Annotated in this window: 15 protein-coding genes; 7 read left to right on the top strand and 8 right to left on the bottom strand. The window is 70.2% G+C overall.

Translation table 11 applies throughout. The features are described from left to right. Positions 1-4 precede the first annotated feature (4 nt). Complete coding sequence (locus QMZ26_RS09105) at positions 5-985, bottom strand: LysR family transcriptional regulator (protein WP_283221253.1); 981 nt, start codon at positions 983-985, stop codon at positions 5-7. Between the two features lie 92 nt (positions 986-1,077). Between QMZ26_RS09105 and QMZ26_RS09100 the strand changes: the two genes are divergently transcribed. Further along, complete coding sequence (locus QMZ26_RS09100; protein ID WP_079224425.1) at positions 1,078-2,085, top strand: zinc-binding alcohol dehydrogenase family protein; 1,008 nt, start codon at positions 1,078-1,080, stop codon at positions 2,083-2,085. A gap of 502 nt (positions 2,086-2,587) precedes the next feature. Here QMZ26_RS09100 and QMZ26_RS09095 read toward each other — a convergent pair. Further along, positions 2,588-3,190: a glutathione S-transferase N-terminal domain-containing protein gene (locus QMZ26_RS09095; protein WP_283221252.1), complete on the bottom strand. Its 603-nt coding sequence runs from the start codon at positions 3,188-3,190 to the stop codon at positions 2,588-2,590. A gap of 44 nt (positions 3,191-3,234) precedes the next feature. On the opposite strand from QMZ26_RS09095, the gene rmuC reads away from it, so the two are divergent. The 3 genes from rmuC to QMZ26_RS09080 all read left to right on the top strand — a co-directional run bounded on the left by rmuC (position 3,235) and on the right by QMZ26_RS09080 (position 5,869). Then, the gene (gene rmuC / locus QMZ26_RS09090) at positions 3,235-4,785 is read left to right on the top strand and encodes a DNA recombination protein RmuC (protein WP_200733949.1); all 1,551 of its coding nucleotides are present in this window, start codon (positions 3,235-3,237) and stop codon (positions 4,783-4,785) included. A 72-nt stretch (positions 4,786-4,857) separates the two neighbouring features. Continuing rightward, positions 4,858-5,256, top strand: coding sequence for a hypothetical protein (locus QMZ26_RS09085; protein ID WP_283221251.1), 399 nt, complete (start codon positions 4,858-4,860; stop codon positions 5,254-5,256). A 67-nt stretch (positions 5,257-5,323) separates the two neighbouring features. Next, complete coding sequence (locus QMZ26_RS09080) at positions 5,324-5,869, top strand: glutathione peroxidase (protein WP_283221250.1); 546 nt, start codon at positions 5,324-5,326, stop codon at positions 5,867-5,869. Positions 5,870-5,971: 102 nt separating this feature from the next. Here QMZ26_RS09080 and QMZ26_RS09075 read toward each other — a convergent pair whose 3' ends face one another. The 6 genes from QMZ26_RS09075 to QMZ26_RS09050 are packed head-to-tail and all read right to left on the bottom strand — an operon-like array spanning position 5,972 to position 10,052. Next, positions 5,972-6,973, bottom strand: coding sequence for a VacJ family lipoprotein (locus QMZ26_RS09075; protein ID WP_200733946.1), 1,002 nt, complete (start codon positions 6,971-6,973; stop codon positions 5,972-5,974). A gap of 1 nt (position 6,974) precedes the next feature. After that, positions 6,975-7,286, bottom strand: a complete 312-nt coding sequence (locus QMZ26_RS09070) for an STAS domain-containing protein (protein WP_200733945.1) — start codon at positions 7,284-7,286, stop codon at positions 6,975-6,977. Further along, entirely contained in the window at positions 7,276-7,938 is a 663-nt protein-coding gene (locus QMZ26_RS09065; protein ID WP_108747720.1) for an ABC transporter substrate-binding protein, read from the bottom strand. The genes QMZ26_RS09070 and QMZ26_RS09065 overlap by 11 nt, the downstream gene beginning before the upstream one ends. Continuing rightward, entirely contained in the window at positions 7,935-8,456 is a 522-nt protein-coding gene (gene mlaD / locus QMZ26_RS09060) for an outer membrane lipid asymmetry maintenance protein MlaD (RefSeq protein WP_079224410.1), read from the bottom strand. The genes QMZ26_RS09065 and mlaD overlap by 4 nt, the downstream gene beginning before the upstream one ends. Positions 8,457-8,514: 58 nt before the next feature. After that, the gene (locus tag QMZ26_RS09055; protein ID WP_079224408.1) at positions 8,515-9,264 is read right to left on the bottom strand and encodes an MlaE family lipid ABC transporter permease subunit; all 750 of its coding nucleotides are present in this window, start codon (positions 9,262-9,264) and stop codon (positions 8,515-8,517) included. Continuing rightward, positions 9,264-10,052 carry an ATP-binding cassette domain-containing protein gene (locus tag QMZ26_RS09050; RefSeq protein ID WP_079225437.1) on the bottom strand — a complete coding sequence of 263 codons (789 nt, stop codon included), beginning with the start codon at positions 10,050-10,052 and terminating at the stop codon, positions 9,264-9,266. Before QMZ26_RS09050 ends, QMZ26_RS09055 begins: the two co-directional genes overlap by 1 nt. Before the next feature lie 212 nt (positions 10,053-10,264). Here QMZ26_RS09050 and recC point away from each other — a divergent pair, with 212 nt between their 5' ends. Genes recC through recD form a run of 3 tightly spaced genes read left to right on the top strand, consistent with a single transcriptional unit; the run spans position 10,265 to position 19,103 of the window. Next, complete coding sequence (recC, locus tag QMZ26_RS09045) at positions 10,265-13,606, top strand: exodeoxyribonuclease V subunit gamma (protein ID WP_283221249.1); 3,342 nt, start codon at positions 10,265-10,267, stop codon at positions 13,604-13,606. Further along, entirely contained in the window at positions 13,603-17,241 is a 3,639-nt protein-coding gene (gene recB, locus QMZ26_RS09040; protein ID WP_283221248.1) for an exodeoxyribonuclease V subunit beta, read from the top strand. The genes recC and recB overlap by 4 nt, the downstream gene beginning before the upstream one ends. Further along, entirely contained in the window at positions 17,238-19,103 is a 1,866-nt protein-coding gene (gene recD, locus QMZ26_RS09035) for an exodeoxyribonuclease V subunit alpha (RefSeq protein WP_283221247.1), read from the top strand. Before recB ends, recD begins: the two co-directional genes overlap by 4 nt. Positions 19,104-19,205: the final 102 nt, after the last annotated feature.

Below are 19,205 nucleotides of genomic sequence, written 5' to 3'. Positions count from 1 at the left end.
AGGCTCATTGTTGTTGCGGGGGGACGCCATTGTCGGCCAGTGGCGTGGCCGGGGACAGGGGGCCGCCGCCATCGCCGGGCAGGCCGGACAGCAACGGTTGCAGGTGGTCGCGCAGCTGCGCGTGCAGTTGCCGCACCGCCGGCGAGAACTGTTTGCGGTGCGGGCATACCAGCTGCAGCGGGATGTGGCTGCCGATGCCGTCCAGCAGCACCTGCAGGCGCCCGGCGCGCACGTCCTCGCGCAGGTCCAGCCAGGATTTGTAGGTGATGCCTTCGCCCGCCACCGCCCAGCGCCGCACCACGTCGGCATCGTCGCAGACCAGCGGCCCGCGCACCGGTATCACCACGCGCCGCCCCTCGACCTCGAACGCCCAGCGGTCGTAGGTGCGCCCACCCAGCTGGTAGGCCAGGCAGTCGTGCTCGCGCAGGTCTTCCAGCCGTGCCGGCACGCCACGCCGCTGCAGGTAGGCGGGCGATGCCGCCAGCACGCGGCGGTTGCCCTCCAGCAGCGGCAGCGCCACGTAGCTGGCATCGTCGAAGTGGCCCAGGCGGATCGCCACGTCCACCGGGTCGCGGAACACGTCGGCCACCTCGTCGGACAGGCGCAGGTGCAGCCGCAGCCGCGGGTGTGCGGCACGGAAGGTGGCCAGCCACGGCAGCAGCAGGTTGCGGCCGAAATCCGAAGGCGCCGACAGCTGCAGGGTGCCGTGCAGGTCGGCGTCCTCGCCCTGCACGCGGGCCTGGCCCTCGCGCAGCGTGGCCAGCACCTCCTGCGCATAGGGCAGGTACAGCGCGCCTTCGCCGGTCAGGCGCAGGCTGCGGGTGGTGCGCACGAACAGGCGCAGGTCCAGCTCGCGTTCCAGCCGCGCCACGGCTGCGGCCACCTGCCCGGGCAGCAGGTCGGCTTCGCGCGCGGCCTGCGAAAAGCTGCCCAGCGCGGCGGTGCGGACGAACAGCTGGAGGTCGTCGAAACGGATCATTTTCATTGCCGGAGTGAAAGTGCTGACTGATTCTGCGCCTTTCCGGGGGGCCGCGCGCGGCGCACGCTGTGGGTTCCTCTACCCACCGGACCGCTGCCATGCGCGCCATTGCCTACACCCACGCCGGCCTGCCGATCGACGATCCCCAGGCCCTGATCGACATCGACCTGGACCTGCCGCAGCCGGGCCCGCGTGACCTGCGGGTGGCGGTGCGCGCCGTGGCGGTGAACCCGGTCGACACCAAGGTGCGCCGCAACGCTGCCACCGAGGGCCCGCGCGTGCTGGGCTGGGATGCCGTGGGCGTGGTCGATGCCGTGGGCAGCGAGGTGACCCTGTTCCAGCCGGGCGACGCGGTCTACTACGCCGGGGTGATCGACCGCCCGGGCAGCAACGCCGAATACCAGCTGGTGGATGAGCGCAGCGTCGGCCGCAAGCCGGCCAGCCTCGACGATGCCGCCGCCGCGGCGCTGCCGCTGACCGCGATCACCGCCTGGGAACTGCTGTTCGACCGCCTGCGCATCGCCGAGGGCGGTGGCGAAGGCCAGACCCTGCTGGTGATCGGTGCAGCCGGCGGCGTCGGCTCGATCCTGGTGCAGCTGGCACGCACGCTGACCAAGCTCACCGTCGTCGGCACCGCCTCGCGCCCGGACACCCAGGACTGGGTGTATGCGATGGGCGCGCACCACGTGATCGACCACACCCTGCCGCTGACCGAAGGCCTGGCCCGGCTGGGCATTCCCCAGGTCGAGCACGTGGCCAGCCTGACCCACACCGACCAGCACTATGCGCAGATCGTGGAAGTGCTGGCGCCGCAGGGTCAGCTGGGCCTGATCGACGACCCGGGCCAGCTGGACGTGATGGCACTCAAGCGCAAGGCGCTGTCGCTGCACTGGGAGCTGATGTTCACCCGGCCGCTGTTCAAGACCGCCGACATGCAGCGCCAGCACGATCTGCTGAACCGCGTGGCCGAGCTGGTCGATGCCGGGGTGCTGCAGACCACGCTGGGCGAGCACTTCGGCCGCATCAACGCGGCCAACCTGCGCCGCGCGCATGCGCTGCTGGAAAGCAATCGTGCCAAGGGCAAGATCGTGCTGGAAGGCTGGTAAGGATCATGGCCAACGGCTGAGCCCCTCGTGGCTGGCCGCGGAACGCAAAACCCTGCGCTTGGCCGGGCGGGTGGGTTGCGCGGGGGACGCCGTGAATCCCCAAGCCGGCCCAGCCGCTGGCGGCTGTGCGTTCGGGCGCTTGCGAAGCAGTGCTTCGCAAGCAAAGCGCCCTCACCCATGGAGGCTTGTCAGCCGCATCCATGCGGCCTACACCCCCGCGCAACCCACCCGCCCGGCCTCTGACAATTTCCGTGCGCGTCCAGCCACGGAAAAGAAAAAAGAAAAGCAGAAGCCGGTCGCTTCGCTCGTGTGCCGACCAACGGTCGGCACCCACCACCAACAGCAGCAGGTTCTGACAGATCGCGGGAAACTGTCGAAGGCGGGGTGGGTCCGGTTGCGGGGGCGTGAGCGCCATGCCCACGGGATGCAGGTTTTTGACGTTGACGTTGCTCTGGCTTGCAGCAGGTGCAGGGCTGCAAGCCCTGCAAGCAAACCCCACCCCTCAGGCAACGCCGTTGTCGACGTGCGCGGCAAACCCCGGCAGCTGCCGCAACCGCTCGAACCACGCGTCGACATTCGCCAGCACCGGCTTGCCGCCCGGCGTGCTGCGCCAGCGCTGCGTCGACAGGCCGAGCACGATGTCCGCCAGGGTGAAATCCGCGCCGGCCACGTGCGCGTGGCCGGCCAGCTGCCCGTCGAGCATCGTCATCAGGCGGTTCCACTGCGCCAGGCTCGCCTCCGCCCGCGCATCGTCCGGGTAATCGGCATGCCGGCGCACGCGCGCCATGAACACGTGGCGCCACGCCGTGTTCAGATCGGTCGCCTGCCAGTCCATCCACTGCTCCACCCGCGCCCGTGCCTGCGGCGCCACCGGCAACAGGTCGTGGCGCCCGGCGCGCGCGGCCAGGTAGCGGCAGATGCTGTTGGATTCCCACAGCACGAAGTCGCCCTCGCGCAGCACCGGCACCTGTGCGTTCGGGTTCAGGCCGCGCAGCAGATCCGCATCGGGTGCCGCATGGTGCCGCACCGCCAGGTCCAGCCCGGCGCACAGCCACAGCACCTTGCGCACGTTGATCGAGGTTGGCTTTCCGTACAGTTCGAGCATGGCCAGACGCAGCGTTTGAGACGGGGCCAGCCTACACTGGCGGCATGCAAACTGAATTCCTGCTCCTCGGCGCCCTCCTCCTGGCCGTCCTCGTCCTGCAGCTGGTCGCCCTGCTGCGCCGCCCGCCCCATGACCGCCTGGAACAGGCCGTGCGCGAGGAGGCGCGGGCCGGCCGCAGCGAACTGCGCGAACAGCTCGATGGCTTCGCCCGCGCGCTGACCGATCTGTCCACCCGCACCGACCAGCGCCTGGACCTGCTGCGCGAAGCGCTTGGCGAAGATGCGCGCAAGGCCCGCGCCGAAGCGGCCGAAAGCCAGCAGCGCAGCGGTGCGTTGATGGGCCAGCGCCTGCAGGAACTGCGCGCACAGCTGGAAGTGTTCGGCCAGCAGCAGGAAGCTCGCATCCACGCCTTCGGCCAGCAGCTGCAGGAACTGACCACCCGCACCGACAGCCAGCTGGGCGCGTTGCGCCAGACCCTGGTGGACGATGCGCGCAAGGGCCGCGAGGAAGGCGCGCAGTCGCAGCAGCGCCTGACCGAAAGCCTCGGCCTGCGCCTGCAGGAGCTGACCCAGCGCAACGAACAACGCATCGCCGAGATGCGCACGACCCTGGAAGAACAGCTGCGCGCGCTGCAGAGCGACAACGCGCAGAAGCTGGAACAGATGCGCGTGACCGTGGACGAGAAGCTGCAGACCACGCTGGAAACGCGCCTGGGGCAGTCGTTCAAGCTGGTCTCCGAGCGCCTGGAACAGGTGCAGCGCGGCCTGGGCGAAATGCAGCAGCTGGCCACCGGCGTGGGCGACCTCAAGCGCGTGCTGACCAACGTCAAGACGCGCGGCAGCTGGGGTGAAGTACAGCTGGAGAACATCCTCGAACAGACGCTCATCCAGGAGCAGTACGCGCGCGCGGTGAAGGTGCGCCCGGACAGCAACGAGATGGTCGACATCGCGGTGCGCCTGCCTGGCCGTGGCGACGACGCGCCGGTGTGGCTGCCGATCGATTCCAAGTTCCCGCGCGAAGATTACGAGCGCCTGCTGGACGCCCAGGACCAGGGCGATGCCGAGCTGGTGCGCGTCCAGGGCGCGCAGCTGGAACGCGCGGTGAAGGTGCAGGCCAAGTCGATCTCCGAGAAGTACATCGTGCCGCCGCACACCACCGATTTCGCGGTGATGTTCCTGCCCACCGAAGGCCTGTATGCCGAGGTCATCCGCCGTCCCGGCCTGGTCGACCTGCTGCAGCGCGACCACCGCGTGGTGGTGGCCGGCCCGACCACCATCACCGCGCTGCTCAACAGCCTGCAGATGGGCTTCCGCACGCTGGCCATCGAGAAGCGCTCCAGCGAAGTGTGGAGCCTGCTGGGTGCGGTGAAGAGCGAGTTCGGCAAGTTCGCCGGCATCCTGGAAAAAGCCGAGAAGCAGATCACCACGGTCGGCCGCAGCATCGGCGCGGCCAGCCGCAAGACGCGCACCATCGAACGCCGCCTGCGTGGCGTGGAGACGCTGGCCAACGAGCAGGTGCAGCAGCTGCTGGGCGACCTGGGCGAGGCGGAAGAAGAGGGTGGCGAGGACGAGGCCAGCGAGGGCGAAGAGACCTGAGTGCACTGACACACCACCTGCACCAGGCAATGCGTATGCTGGCGGCCTCGATTACCGCCTGCAGGTCCGACCATGCGTCTACGCTTCCTTGCCAGCCTGGCCCTGGCCGCCCTGTTGTCGGCCTGCAGCAGCACGCCGCCTGCTGCTGATGCGGCGGCACAGCCGGCGGCGGCAGACACGCCGGAAGCCACCGAGGCCTACCAGGAAGCGCGCGATGTGGATTGCCGCGCCGCCGGTGGCACCCTGCAACCGCTGGGTCGCCTGCAACGCGTGCAGTGCGTGATTCCCTATGCCGATGCGGGCAAGGCCTGCAGCAGCAAGCGCGACTGCAGCGGCCAGTGCCTGGCCACGGGCGAAGCCGAGGCGGGCGTGGCGGCAACCGGCACCTGCCAGCGTGATGTCAGCCAGAACTTCGGCTGCCGCCAGCGCATCGAGGACGGCAAGGCGCAGGGCACGATCTGCGTGGATTGATCGCACGCGGCGCATCCGCGCAGCGCTATGCTGGTGGACCTTTCCCCGCCATAGCCGGAGCCCCCGCGTGAGCGCCCCGATCCAGGATATTTCCCTCACCACCATCGACGGCCAGCCCTCCACCCTGGGCGATTACCAGGGCAAGGTCCTGCTGGTGGTCAACGTCGCCTCCAAGTGCGGCCTGACCCCGCAGTACGAAGGCCTGCAGGCGCTGTACGCGGAAAAGCAGGCCCAGGGCCTGGAAGTGCTGGGTTTCCCGGCCAACAACTTCCTCGGCCAGGAGCCGGGCAGCGAAGCGGAGATCCAGCAGTTCTGCCAGCTGACCTACGACGTCACCTTCCCGATGTTCGCCAAGATCAGCGTGGCCGGCGAGGACACCCACCCGCTGTACCAGCAGCTGACCGCTGCGCAGCCGCAGGCCATCGGTGAAGGCCCGCTGCGCGAGCGCCTGGCCAGCAAGGAGATTCCGATCCACGCCGCACCGGCAGTGCTGTGGAACTTCGAGAAGTTCCTGGTCGGCCGCGATGGCAAGGTCGTTGCACGCTTCGCCCCGGACGTGGCCGCCGATGACGCGCGCCTGCGCAAGGCGATCGACGCCGCACTCGCCGCCTGATCGCACGGGGTCGGATCCCTTTCCCACGGAAAGGGCTCCGACCCCAGGCCGCGCAAAAAAAACCCCGCCAAGGCGGGGTTTTTCATGCCTGGACCACGGTGATCAGTTGGTCCAGTTCGGCATCGGCATGGCATCCACCGGAATCGGCGAATTCTCATCGTCGCTGCCGCGCTCGCGCTTGCCGCGCAGGTCGTTCTCGATCTGGTAGTTGCGGCGCTGCAGCCAGGCATCGCGCACCAGCGCGTACTCATCCACCGCCGAACTGCGCAGGTCGTCCACCGCCATCAGCTGCGCGCGGGTGTCGACCAGCTGCAGGCCCTGCAGGGCGATGCGGATCTTGTCTTCCTCGATCGTGCGCATCGGCGACAGCGGCATGTCGCCCGCCAGGCCGAACACATCGCGCACGGTACGCGGGCCGAAGAACGGCAGTTCCACGTAGCGCGAACGGCGCCAGCCCCAGGCACCCAGGGTCTGCCCGAAGTCCTCGCGGCGGTTGGGCACCATCGCCTTGCTGGCCGGGTCGAACAGGCCACCGATGCCCACCGTGGAGTTCATCAGGAAGCGGCCGAGGGTATCCCACGCATCATCCGGGCGGCCCTGCAGCAGCTGGTTGAGGATGGTGACCGGCGAGCGGATGTTGCTGAAGAAGTTGCTCACGCCGGTGCGTGCGAAGCGCGGCACCACGTGGGTGTAGGCGGTCGCCAGCGGGCGCGCGATCACGTTGTCCACGCCCACGTTGAAACGGTGCACGCGGCGGTTCAGCGGCTCCCACGGGTCATAGGCAGCCGTGGTGGCGGCCGTGCCGGCGTTGCCGTACAGCGCGTCGAAATCGTCATCGCCACCGGGTGCCGCGGCGGCGGCCGCCGTGGCGGCATCGGTTTCGGCGGTGTCGGCCGGCGGCGGGGTGGCCGTCGCCGTTGCGTCGTCCGCGGCGGCAGCCGGTGCCGCTTCAACCGTGCCGGTATCGGCAGCGGGTGCATCGGCGGCCGTGCTGGCCGGGACCACGGTGTCGGCCACCGGCGCATCGCTGCGCGCGGGCTTGCCGGCACAGGCGCTGAGCGCCAGGGCCAGGATCATCAGGGGAATGGCGCGTACGACGTTCATGTCAGCTCGCAGCAGAAAGTGCATTGAAATCCAGATCGGGCGACAGCCGGTAGGCCGCGCTCAGTTCGTTGAAACCCGCCGGGGTGCCGGAGATCGCCAGCGGGTGGCCCTGGGTGCGCGCACGCGCGGCCAGTTCGGCCAGCAGCGCCAGGCCGGCGCTGTCCACGCGCTCGACCTCGCCCAGCTCCAGTCGTGCCAGCTTTGCCGGCAGGGCCTGGAGCTGCGGCCACAAAGCGATCACCGCGGCACGGTCGAGCACCCCGCGCAGGCGCAGGGTGTCGCCTTCCAGCAGTGCCAGCGGCTTACTTGCCATTGCCGGCCGGCCCGGCCTGCATGCTGCCGCTGCGCAGTTCGCTGGCCACCTGCTTGATGCCCTTCTGGCGCAGCGGGGCGTCGAACTGGTTGCGGAAGGTCTGCACGTAGGAGATGCCTTCGATGTTGACGTCGAAGATCTTCCACTGGCCGTTGACGTTGCGCATCCAGTACTCGACCGGGGTCGGCTCGTTGCCGGCACGCACCAGCTCGGTGGCCACGCGCACGCCACGGTTGCCCGGCAGCGGGCTCTCGCCCTTCAGGCGGAAGCTCGGCTTGCCCTGGATGTTCAGCAGGGTCGAGCCGTAGCGCTGCATCAGGCTGTCGGCCATCGCATCGGCGAACAGCTTGATGTCGGCGTCGGAGGCGCCGCGGGCGTGCGTGCCCAGCACCAGGCGCGCGGCATAGTCGCGGTCGAAGGTGCGGGTCAGTTCGCTGTCGATGTAGCTGCGCAGGCTGGCCGGGTTGCTGGTGAACTCAGCGCGGCGCTGCTGCAGGGTCGACATGATGCGGCTGCTGGCGTCGATCACCACCTTGCCGGCCTGGCCCTGCGGGGCGGCGGCAGCGGCGGGGGCGGACTGCGCCTGGGCCAGGAACGGGGTGGCCAGCAGCAGCGACGAGGCCAGCAGGGCCGGGATCAGTTTCATCTTCATGGTTGCGGTTCCGTTGCAGGCGACTGCTCGCCATCGTTGGGTTTCTGGCCAGCGCCACCGGCACTGCCACTGAACATGTACTTGCCGACCAGCTGCAGCAGGTCCACCGCCGGCTGGGTGAAGACGATCTCCTCACCGGGCTTGAGCACTTCCGGATCACCACCGGGCTGCAGACCGATATAGCTCTCGCCGAGCAAACCGCTGGTGAAGATGCCGGCGGAGGTGTCGGCCGGCAGGTCCTTGACCTTGCTGTCCATGCGCAGGGTCACGATCGATTCGAACTTCACCGGGTCCAGTTCGATCGAGGCGACCTGGCCGACGGTGACGCCGCCGATCTTCACCGGCGCCTGCTTGCGCAGCTGGCCGACTTGGGAGAAGCGTGCCTTCAGCTCATAGCCCTGGCCGCCCCAGCTCCAGCGCTGGTTGGTCGAGGCCACGGCCAGCACCATCAGCGATGCCAGGGCCAGCAGCAGGAATGCGCCGACGGAGAATTCGAGTCTGGGACCGCGTATGGCCATGTGGATTACCTGATCGAGTCGTGGTGGCCGCGCGCCCTGCGCACCGCCAAAGGAGGGGTTAGGTGAACAACATTGCCGACAGCACGAAGTTGAACATCAGCACCAGCAGCGAGGCGTTGACCACCGCACGGGTGGTGGCCACCGAAGTACCTTCGATGGTCGGCTCGGCATGGAAACCGACGTAGGAGGCCACCAGCGCGGCGGTGCCGCCGAAGATCGCCGACTTCAGCATCGCCACGCCGAAGTCATCCCAGAAGTCCACGCTGTTGCGCAGCGCCGACCAGAACACGCCATTGTCCAGGCCCAGCACGTGCACGGCTTCGAAGTAGCTGGCACTGATGGCCAGCGAGCAGAAGATGCCGGTCAGCAGCGGCACGGTCAGCACCGCCGCCCAGAAGCGCGGCGCCACCGCCTTGGCCACCGGGTCGATGGCCATCAGCTCCAATGCCTTGATCTGGTCGGTGGCCCGCATCAGGCCCAGTTCGGCGGCGATCGAGCTGCCGGCGCGGCCGATGAACAGCAGGGCGGTCAGCACCGGCGCCAGCTCGCGGTACAGCGACAGGCCGAGCAGGGTCGACAGCGCGTCGGCCGCACCGAAGGTGGTCAGCGTGCGGTAGCCCTGCAGGGTCAGCACCAGGCCGACGAAGGCACCGCCGACGGCGATGATCGGCAGCGAGCGCGCGCCGATCTTGTAGATCTCGCGGGTCAGCTCGGCCAGGAAATCACGCGTCGGCAGCGAACCACGCAGCACGGTCAGCGAGAACAGGCCGGCGCGGCCCAGCGAACGGGTGGCTTGCACGAACGGCATCAGGCAACCCTCGCCCGCGGAGCGGCGTCGAACGGAATGGGGCCGTCGGGCTGGCCATGCAGGAACTGCCGCAGCAGCGGGTCCTGGCTGGACTGCAGCGCTTCGGGCGTGCCCTGGAACACGATGCCGCCATTGGCAATGGCGATCACCTGGTCGCAGATCGGCAGGGTTTCATGCACGTGGTGGCTGACGATGATGCTGGTCAGGCCCAGGCTGTGGTTGAGGCGCTGGATCAGGCTCATGATGACCCCGGAGGCGATCGGGTCCAGCCCGGTCAGCGGCTCGTCGTAGATCATCAGCGGCGGATCCAGGGCCAGCGCGCGGGCCAGTGCCACGCGGCGCGCCATGCCACCGGACAGCTCGCGCGGCCAGGCATCGGCGGCGGCCAGCAGGCCCACCGCGTGCAGCTTCATCTGTACCAGCCGGCGCAGCACCGCCGCCGGCAGGCGGGTATGGGTGCGCAGGGGCAGGGCGACGTTCTCGGCCACGGTGAGGTCGGTCAGCAGGCCATTGCCCTGCAGCAGCACGCCCACGCTCTTGCGCATTTCCAGCAGCGCGCCGCTGTCATGCGGAATGGGCTTGCCGAACAGGGTGACCTCACCGGCGACCGGGCGCAGTTCGCCGGTCAGCGCCGCCAGCAGGGTCGACTTGCCGCTGCCGGACGGGCCCAGCACGGCGGTGATGCTGCCCTGTGGAACCTGCAGCGAAACGTCGCGCAGGATCGTGCGTCCGCTCCGGTCGATGCGGACGTTGGACAACTGCACCAGACTGGAGGCGGAAGCCGACATGGGCACCATTAACGTTTTTTAGACATCGAAGGGTGGGGTCAGTCGGCTGAACATAAGCAGACTGGACGGTGCAGTATTGTGGCACGTCGCGGCCGGCGACAGGCCGGGACAATTCCCGGGGGTGCCGGAACAATCCATCGCAGCGGTCGCTGCGTCCCCCAGTGACGTACGTCACCATTGAATACTGCCGAGCGTCCTGCACACTGTGCACGATGACCGACCCGTTCAGCGACTTCCGCCTCTATCACTCCAACTCGTTGGACGTGCTGGCCGCCCTGCTGGCCCGCAACGTGCGCACCCCGGTGCCGGGCCAGCCGCTGCTGGCGCCGGAGGTGGTGCTGATCCCGCAGGTGGCGATGCGGCGTTGGCTGCAGGCAACCCTGGCGGCCGAGTATGGCGTGGCCGCCAACCTGGAATTCCTCACCCCGGGCGAGTTCGTCGCACGCGCGCTCAACGCCAACGTCACCGGCGAAAGCGACGACCTCGATGCCGCCGGCCTGCACTGGAAGCTGTACCAGGCGCTGCGCGACCCCGCGCTGCTGGCACAGCCACCGATGCGTGCGCTGCAGGCCTATCTTGCCGGCGGTGATGCCCTGAAGCCGTGGGCGCTGGCGGGCGAGCTGGCCTCCGTGTTCGAGAAGTACCAGGCCTGGCGCCGTGACTGGCTGCTGCGCTGGGATGCCGGCGCCGACCCGGCCGATCCGCAGGCGATCCTGTGGCGGGCCATCGCCGGCGGACGCGGTTACCGCGCGCGGCGCATCCAGGCCTACCTGGATCGCTTCGAAGGCCCGGACAAGCCGAAGCCGAACGGCCTGCCGCCGCGCCTGTCGGCGTTCGCCACGCTCAACATCTCGCCCGATGTGCTGCGGGTGATGGCCACCCAGGCCCGCGTGGGCGAGCTGCACTTCTATATGCCCACGCCGGTGCAGTCCTACTGGGGCGACCTGCAGACCCTGGCCGAGCGCCTGCGCAGCGGCGCACCCGATCCCTTCGGCGAGGCCGCCGGCGAGAACCGCCTGCTGGAGGCCTGGGGCGCGGCTGGCCGCGACTTCATGGCGGTGCTGGGCAGCTACGAAGTGGTGCACCCGGCCGGCGAGATCGCCGCGTACTCCGATCCCGAGGATGACACCCGCCCGACCCTGGCCGAGGGCGGCCTGGCAGACAGCCTGCTGCACCGCCTGCAGCGCGATCTGTTCCACCGCCGCGCGCTGCCCTCGGGCGAACTGCGCGCGGAACTGCGCAGCGATGACCCCAGCCTGCAGGTGCATGCCTGCCATACCCGCCTGCGCGAACTGCAGGTGCTGCACGACCAGTTGCGCAGCCTGCTGCAGGACCCGCGCTTCGACCCGCCGCTGCAGGCCCGCGAGATCGCGGTGCTGGCGCCGGACATCGATCCCTACGTGCCGTACCTGGAAGCCGTGTTCGGTGGCCGTGGCGGCGACGAGGAACACATTCCCTATGCGCTGGCCGACAGCAGCCCGCTGGCGGGCGAGCCGCTGGCCGACGTGTTCGTGCACCTGCTGTCGCTGCCGGTATCGCGCTTCGGCCTGAACGAGATCCTGGACCTGCTGGCCAGCGCGCCGCTGGCCGAGGCGGCCGGGCTGGAGGCGGTGGATTTCGACCGCCTGCATGGCTGGCTGCAGCAGGCCGGCGCGCGCTGGGGCCTCGATGCCAACCATCGCGGCCAGCTGCAGGCGCCGCGCGACGATGCCTACACCTGGCAGTTCGCGCTGGATCGCCTGCTGCTGGGCCACGCCACCGGCAGTGATGTCGACCTGGCCGGCGTCGCGCCGTGGATCGAACTGGAGGGCGGCGCACTGGACGCGCTGGACCGGCTGCTGCGCCTGCTGCGCGTGCTGGCGCTCTACCAGCGCAGGCTGGGCGAGACCCTGAGCCCGGCACAATGGCGGCAGCGCCTGCTGTCCCTGCTCGATGCGCTGCTGCCGGAAGCACCCAGTTCACCCAACAGCCAGCGCGCGCTGGAGCGCCTGCGCAAGCTGCTCAACCAGTTTGCCGACGACGCGCACAAGGCCGGCTTCGAGGACGGCGTGCCGCCGGAGGTGGTGCGTGCGCACTTCGCCGGTGCCCTGTCCGAGGCCGATACGCGTGCGCCGCTGCTGACCGGCGGCATCAGCTTCGGCCGCATGGTGCCGATGCGCCTGCTGCCGTTCCGGGTGATCTGCGTGCTGGGCCTCAACGATGGCGACTTCCCGCGCCGCGACCCGGCCGCTGGCCTGAACCAGCTCACCGCCGAGCTGGACACGCCGCGCCGCCGACCGGGCGACCGTTCGACCCGCGAAGATGACCGCTTCCTGTTCCTGCAGCTGTTCGCCGCCGCGCAGGATGTGTTCTACCTGAGCTACCTGGGCGCCGACCCGCGCGATGGCAGCGTGCGCGAGCCCTCGGTGCTGGTCAGCGAGCTGATCGACGCGGCTGCGGCCTACCACCAGGACCCGGTCGCGGCCACCCGCGGGTTCACCGCGCGCCATGCGCTGCAGCCGTTCTCGCCTGCCGCCTTCGGCGAGGGTGATCCGCGCCGTTTCAGCTACCGCCGGCAGTGGCACCCGGCCGCCGGGCGAATGGCCGGCCAGCGTGGCGGGTTGCAGCCGTGGTTCGACGCCGCGCTGCCGCCGCCCGTGGACGATGCGGTGGAAACCGAAGTCGCACTGGATACGCTGCGCCGCTTCCTGTGCGACCCGGCCGGGCAGTTCCTGGCCCAGGCACTGGGCCTGCGCCTGGCCGACGACGTCGAAGACGTGGATGACCTGGAGCCGCTGGTGCTGTCCTCGCGCGGCCCGGAAAAGCGCAGCGTGCAGGCTGCCGTGGTGCGCGCCACCATCAGCGGTGATGTCGAGCCGCTGTACCCGCGCCTGCGTGCCCGCGGCCTGCTGCCGTCCGGTGCGCTGGGCGAGCGCCAGTTCGAGGCGGAACAGCTCAAGACCCGCCCCTACGCCAGCGCGATGCTGGGCTGGATGCAGGGGCAGCCGCTGGAAAGCCGTCGGTATGAAGTGGAGATCGACGGCGTGCGCCTGCACGGCCGCGTGGCCGATCGCCACCCCGAAGGCCTGGTGCGGCTGCGCGCCGGCACGCTGAACGGCAATGCAGTGATCCGCCAGGGCCTGGACTGGCTGCTGGCCAATGCCGCCGGTGACGCGCTGCCGCTGGTGCAGTTCCACGATGGCGGCGACGCCGGCCCCGGGCCGCACATCCTGCCCGCACCGGGCGCGGCGGCTGCACGCGCCGCCCTGCGCGCCCTGCTGCAGCTGCGCCAGCGCGGCCTGCGCGAGCCGCTGCGCTTCGCCCCGTACACCGGCTGGGTGCTGTTCACCGCCCCCGTGGAAAAACAACGCAGCGAAGGCTGGAAGCAGTGGCACGGCAGCGACCGCAGCTGGGGCGAAGCCAACAGCGATGCGTGGCAGCTGCTGCTGCGCGGCGCCGATCCCTTCGCCGATGACGATGATTACGCCGACCTGCTGCGCAACAGCCAGGTCGTGTTCGGTGCGGTACGCGATGGGCGTGGCCCGGCGGGCACCGGCAAGGAGGCCGACGCATGAGCAACCCCGTGGATCCCTACCTGCTGCTGCCCCTGCAGGGCATCGGCCTGATCGAGGCCAGCGCCGGTACCGGCAAGACCTTCACCCTGGCCACGCTGTTCACCCGCCTGGTGGTGGAACAGGGCCTGCGCATCGGCCAGATCCTGGCGGTCACCTTCACCGACGCCGCCACCCAGGAACTGCGCAAGCGCATCCGCGAGCGCCTGGCGCTGGCCGCGCGCCTGGTCGATCTGCCGCCCGCCGATGACGAGGCCCCCGACGCGCTGCTGACCCGGCAGGTGCTGCAGCGCCACCTTGAAGCGGGCAGCGAGAGCGCCGTCGCGCTGAAGCGCCGCCTGCAGGTGGCCGCCGATGAAATCGACCTGGCCTCGATCTTCACCATCCACGGCTTCTGCACCCGCGTACTGCGCGAGCATGCGCTGGAAAGCGGGCATACCTTCGATCCGCCGGAACTGCTGGCCAGCGACCGCGAACTGCTGGAGGAACTGGCGGCCGACCTGTGGCGCGTGCACGCCAACGATGCGGCGACGCTGGAGCCGCTGACCTGGCTGTGGTCGAACCCGGACGCGCTGGCCTCGGACCTGCGCGCGCTGCTGGCCTCGCCGCCGCTGTACCCGCGCCCGCAGCCGCTGGCGGTGGAGGATCCCCGCGCGGCCCTGCAGGGCGCGGCGGCGGACCTGTCGATGGCCGTGCGCGAGCATGGCGAGCAGTTCTTCCTCGACCTGTGCGAGGCCGTCGACAACAAGTGGATCAACGGCGTTTCCTACAAGCTGGGCTGGCTGCATCCGCTGGGCCGGCAGCTGCTGGCCTGGGCCGGGCGCGGCGATGCCACCGAACTGCTGTCCAGCGACCGCCTGCCGGCGCTGCTGCCCGATGCGCTGGTGGCCAAGACCAACAAGAAGTTCGCCGACCGCACGCCGTCCTCGCCGCTGCAGGCCCCGCTGCAGCGCTACGTGGCCCTGCTGGCCCAGCGCGAGCAGTGGCTGCGCGCCGCTGCGCTGGAGTTCCTGCACGCCCTGCGCGAGGAAGCCACCCAGCGCCTGGCCACGCTCAAGCGCACGCGCCGCGTGCAGACCTATGACGACCTGATCGACGGCGTGGCCCATGCACTGGAGGGCCCGCAGCGGCTGGAGCTGGTACGCAAGCTGCGCCAGCAGTACCGCATCGCCCTGGTCGATGAATTCCAGGACACCGATGATCGCCAGTGGGGCATCTTCCACACCGTGTTCGGCGATTCGCCGGAGGTGCAGCAGCTGGGCCTGCCACCGGCGCTGTTCCTCATCGGCGACCCGAAACAGGCGATCTACGGCTTCCGTGGCGGCGACATCCACACCTACCTCAAGGCCAAGCAGGCCGCGCGGCCGGCACCGCCGCTGGACCAGAACTTCCGTTCGCGGCCCTCGGTGCTGCGCGCGCTGCAGGCGCTGTACGACAACGGCGGCGACGACGCGTTCCTGGAGGCGGGCATCGGCTTCGAGCCGGTCCGTCCCGGTGGCGTGCGCAGCGACGACGATTACCAGCGCGACGGTGCAGCGGCGCCGGCACTGACCCTGCGCGTGCTGCGCAGCGACGGCGACAAGGCGCTGAGCGCCGACGCCTCGCGTGCCGCCGCCACCCACGCCTGCGTGGCGGACATCCACCAGACCCTGCTGGACGCGCGCGCCGGCACCGCCATCCTGCGCGGCCGCCCCGTGCAGCCCGGTGACATCGCCGTGCTGGTGCGCTCGCACCGCGAGGCAACGCTGGTGCAGCGCGCGCTGGCGGCGGTGGGCATTCCGGCGGTGGCAGCCGGCAAGCAGAGCCTGTTCTCCACCAGCGAGGCGCGCGACCTGCGCGCGCTGCTGCTGGCCCTGCTGCAACCGGCCGACGAAGGCCGCCTGCGTGCGGCGCTGGCGACGGTGCTGCTCGGCCAGCGGGCCAGCGCGATCGCCAGCATGGAACGCGAGGGTGACCTGCAGCGTGCGTTCCAGGCGCAGCTGCTGCACTGGCGCGAGCGCTGGCAGCGCGGCGGCCCGTTCGCCGTGGTGGCCGATGTCTGCGCCGCACAGGGCGAGCGCCTGCTGGCGCTGATCGATGGCGAGCGCCGGCTGACCAACTACCTGCAGCTGGGCGAACTGCTGCAGGAAGCCTCCGCGCAGGCGCTGGGCATGCATGGCCTGCTGGACTGGCTGCAGGGGCAGATGGCCAACGCCGACCAGAACGACGAACAGCAGCTGCTGCGGCTGGAGTCGGATGCGCGCCGCGTGCAGATCATCACCCTGCACAAGAGCAAGGGCCTGGAGTACCCGCTGGTCTACCTGCCGTTCGTTGGCATCGACGGTGGCGCACCCAACAACGCCGCACACTGCACCGTGCACGTGGGCGGCGAGCGCCAGCTGCACTGGAAGCTGGACAAGGACGAGGCCTGGGATGCCGCCAGCGGGCAGCGCGACCGCGAACAACGCGCCGAGGATGCGCGCCTGCTGTACGTCGGCCTGACCCGCGCCGAGCATGCGCTGTGGATTGCCATCGGCGACCTCGCCGGACTGGGCAGGACCCGCCTGGCACCGCTGCTGGGTGACCTGCAGGGGCTGCGCGCGCACGCCGATGTGCATATCGACGACAGCGAGCCGGTGCTGCGCCTGCCGCAGCTGCCGGTGGAACAGGAAGGCGAACTGCCGGCCGTGCGCAGCCTGACCCGGCGCGTGCCGCACGACTGGTGGGTGTACAGCTTCACCCAGCTGGCACATGCCGATGCCGGCAATGACATCGAAGCCGCTGCGACCGAACTGCCGTCGCCCGCGGCCGATGAGCCGGCCGGCGCGGAACTGCCGCTGGAACCGGCCCTGCCCGAACCCGCTGCCGCCGAAGCCGCGCCGCTGGACCCGCGCTTCATGGGCAGCCGTTTCGGCAACGTGCTGCACGAGGCGCTGGAGAACGTCGATTTCGCCGCATGGGGCGGCTGGACACCCGGCCAACCCGCGCCCGAAGGGCAGGCCGAGCTGCTGCGCAAGGCGCTGCACGACGAAGGCTATGCCGACGAGGACCTCGACGATGGCGTGGCGGTGCTGGTGCCGCTGGTCGGCCACACGCTCACCGTCGCGCTGCCCGAAGGCGGTGCCCTGCACAGCCTGGGCGAGGGCGAGCGCCGCGCCGAAATCGAATTCCACTTCGCGATCGAACCGACCGCCGTGCCGGCACTGCTGCAGCTGCTGCACGCCCATGGCATTTCCAGTGCGCGTCGTGGTTTCGGCCTGCGCCGCCGGCTGGAAGGGCTGATGACCGGCAAGATCGACCTCACCTATGTGCGCGATGGGCGCTGGTACGTGCTCGACTACAAATCCAACCGCCTGCCGGGCTACAGCCCGGACCTGCTGCAGATCGCCATGCGCCACAGCGAATACGACCTGCAGGCGCTGATCTACACCGTGGCCCTGCATCGCTGGCTGCGCTTCCGCCTGGGCGGTGCCTACGACTACGTGCGCGACATGGGCGGCATCCGCTACCTGTTCTGCCGTGGCCTGGATGGCAACGGCAATGGCGTGTACGTGGACCGCTTCGCGCCGGCGCTGGTGGATGGGCTCGATGCGCTGTTCGCTGGTGGCGACGCCGCCCATGCCGAACTGGTCGCGCGCGCCATCGGAGCCCGCGCATGAGCGCCACCCTGCTGCAGCAGCTTTACCGCGGCGGTCATCTGCGCACCCTCGACCATGCCCTGGCCACCAGTCTGCGGCGTCTGCGCGAGGACACGCCCGATGGCGTGGCGGTTGCCGCCGCACTGGCATCGCTGGCGGTGTCGCAGGGCCATGCCGCGTTCGATCCGGCACAGCCGCAGCGCGTGCTGGAAGGTTTCCAGGCCTGGCCCGCGCCGGCGCAGTGGCTGGCCCAGCTGCAGGCTTCGCCGTGGGTGGCGCAGCCGGAGGACCCCGGCGCGGCCGCCGACGAGGCACCGCTGGTGCTGGAAAACGGCCTGCTGTACCTGCGCCGCTACCGCGAATACGAGCGGCAGCTGGCGGCAGGACTGCAGCGCATCGGCCGCCACCCGTTGCCGGCGCCGGACATGGCGGCGCTGGCACCCCTGTTCGCGCGGCTGTTCCCCGCTGCCGCGGCGCAGGAAGACCACCAGGCCCGCGCCGCGGGTGTCACCCTGCGCCACCCGTTGGCGCTGGTGACTGGCGGCCCCGGTACCGGCAAGACCACCACCATCGCCCGCCTGTTGCTGCTGCTGGCCGCGCAGGCCCTGCACGCCGGCGAACCGGTGCCGCAGGTCGCACTGGCCGCGCCCACCGGGCGTGCCGCCGAACGCATGGCCGAGAGCCTGCGCCTGGCCGTGCAGCGCCTGCAGGAAGAGGGCCTCGATCCGGCGTTGTGCGCCGCGTTGCCGGGCACCGGCACCACCCTCCATCGCCTGCTGGGTGTCATTCCCGATTCGCCGCGTTTCCGCCACCACGCCGACAACCCGCTGCCGGTGGATGTGGTGGTGGTCGACGAAGCCTCGATGATCGACCTGCCGTTGATGGCCAAGCTGGTCGATGCCATCGCCAGCGGCACGCGGCTGATCCTGCTGGGTGACCCCGACCAGCTGCCCTCGGTGGAGGCCGGCGATGTGCTCAGCGCCATCCTGCGCGCCAGTGGCGATGGCACCGGTACGCGCGCCGATGATGCGCAGGCCCTGCACGGCCTGCTGGCGGCGCCGACCCTGCAGCCGCAGGCCGCGCCAGGCGCCTTCGCCGGCCGCCGCGTGCAGCTGCAGCGTGGCTACCGGCAAAGCGATGCACTGCAGCTGGCGCCGCTGGCGCAGGCCGTGCGTGAGGGCGACAGCCGCACGGCCCTGGCCCTGCTGCGTGGCGGCAGCCTGTCCGGTGTCAGCTTCCATGAAAACGATGCTGACCCGCTGCGCGGGCAACGCGAGCACCTGCTGTCGCACTGGCGCGCGCTGGCCGAAGCGGAAGATCCCGGCCGCGCGCTGCAGCAGGCCGGCCGCCTGCGCGTATTGACCGCCCTGCGCGAAGGCCCGCAGGGGGCACGCGGGCTCAACAGCCGCATCGAACAGCTGTTGGCCGGCAATACTCCCGGCTACTTCCAGGGCCGGCTGCTGCTGGTGACCGAGAACAGCTACCGCCACCGCCTGTTCAACGGTGACATCGGCATCTGCCTGCGCGACCCCAGCGGCGCGATGGTGGCCTGGTTCCCCGGCGATACCGCCGAACAGCCCCGTGCGTTCCACCCGGCCGCACTGCCCGCGCACGAGAGCGCGTTCGCAATGACCGTGCACAAGGCGCAGGGCTCGGAATTCGATGAAGTGTGGCTGCAGCTGCCGCGCCAGGACAGCCGCGTGCTGTCACGCGAACTGGTCTACACCGGCCTGACCCGCGCCCGCCAGCGCCTGCATGTGGCCGCCAGCGAAGAGGTGCTGGTGGCAGCGTTGAAGCGGCACGCGAGCCGCCTCGGTGGATTGGCGTGGCGGCTGGGCGCCGAAGCGGGGTCGGATCCTGTTCCCGACGGGAACGGGCTCTGACCCCCATCCACGCATGGCGTGGATCTACTGGCGACTGCGGCTGTTGGTAGGTGTCGACCGTTGGTCGACACATCTGTCAGACATCGATATCCGACCCCGTGC

The sequence above is a fragment of the Stenotrophomonas sp. PFBMAA-4 genome (assembly GCF_030053215.1).
GTDB lineage: Bacteria > Pseudomonadota > Gammaproteobacteria > Xanthomonadales > Xanthomonadaceae > Stenotrophomonas.
The sequence above is the reverse complement of the archived record's forward strand: the minus strand, read 5'-3'. Positions and strand labels throughout refer to the sequence as shown.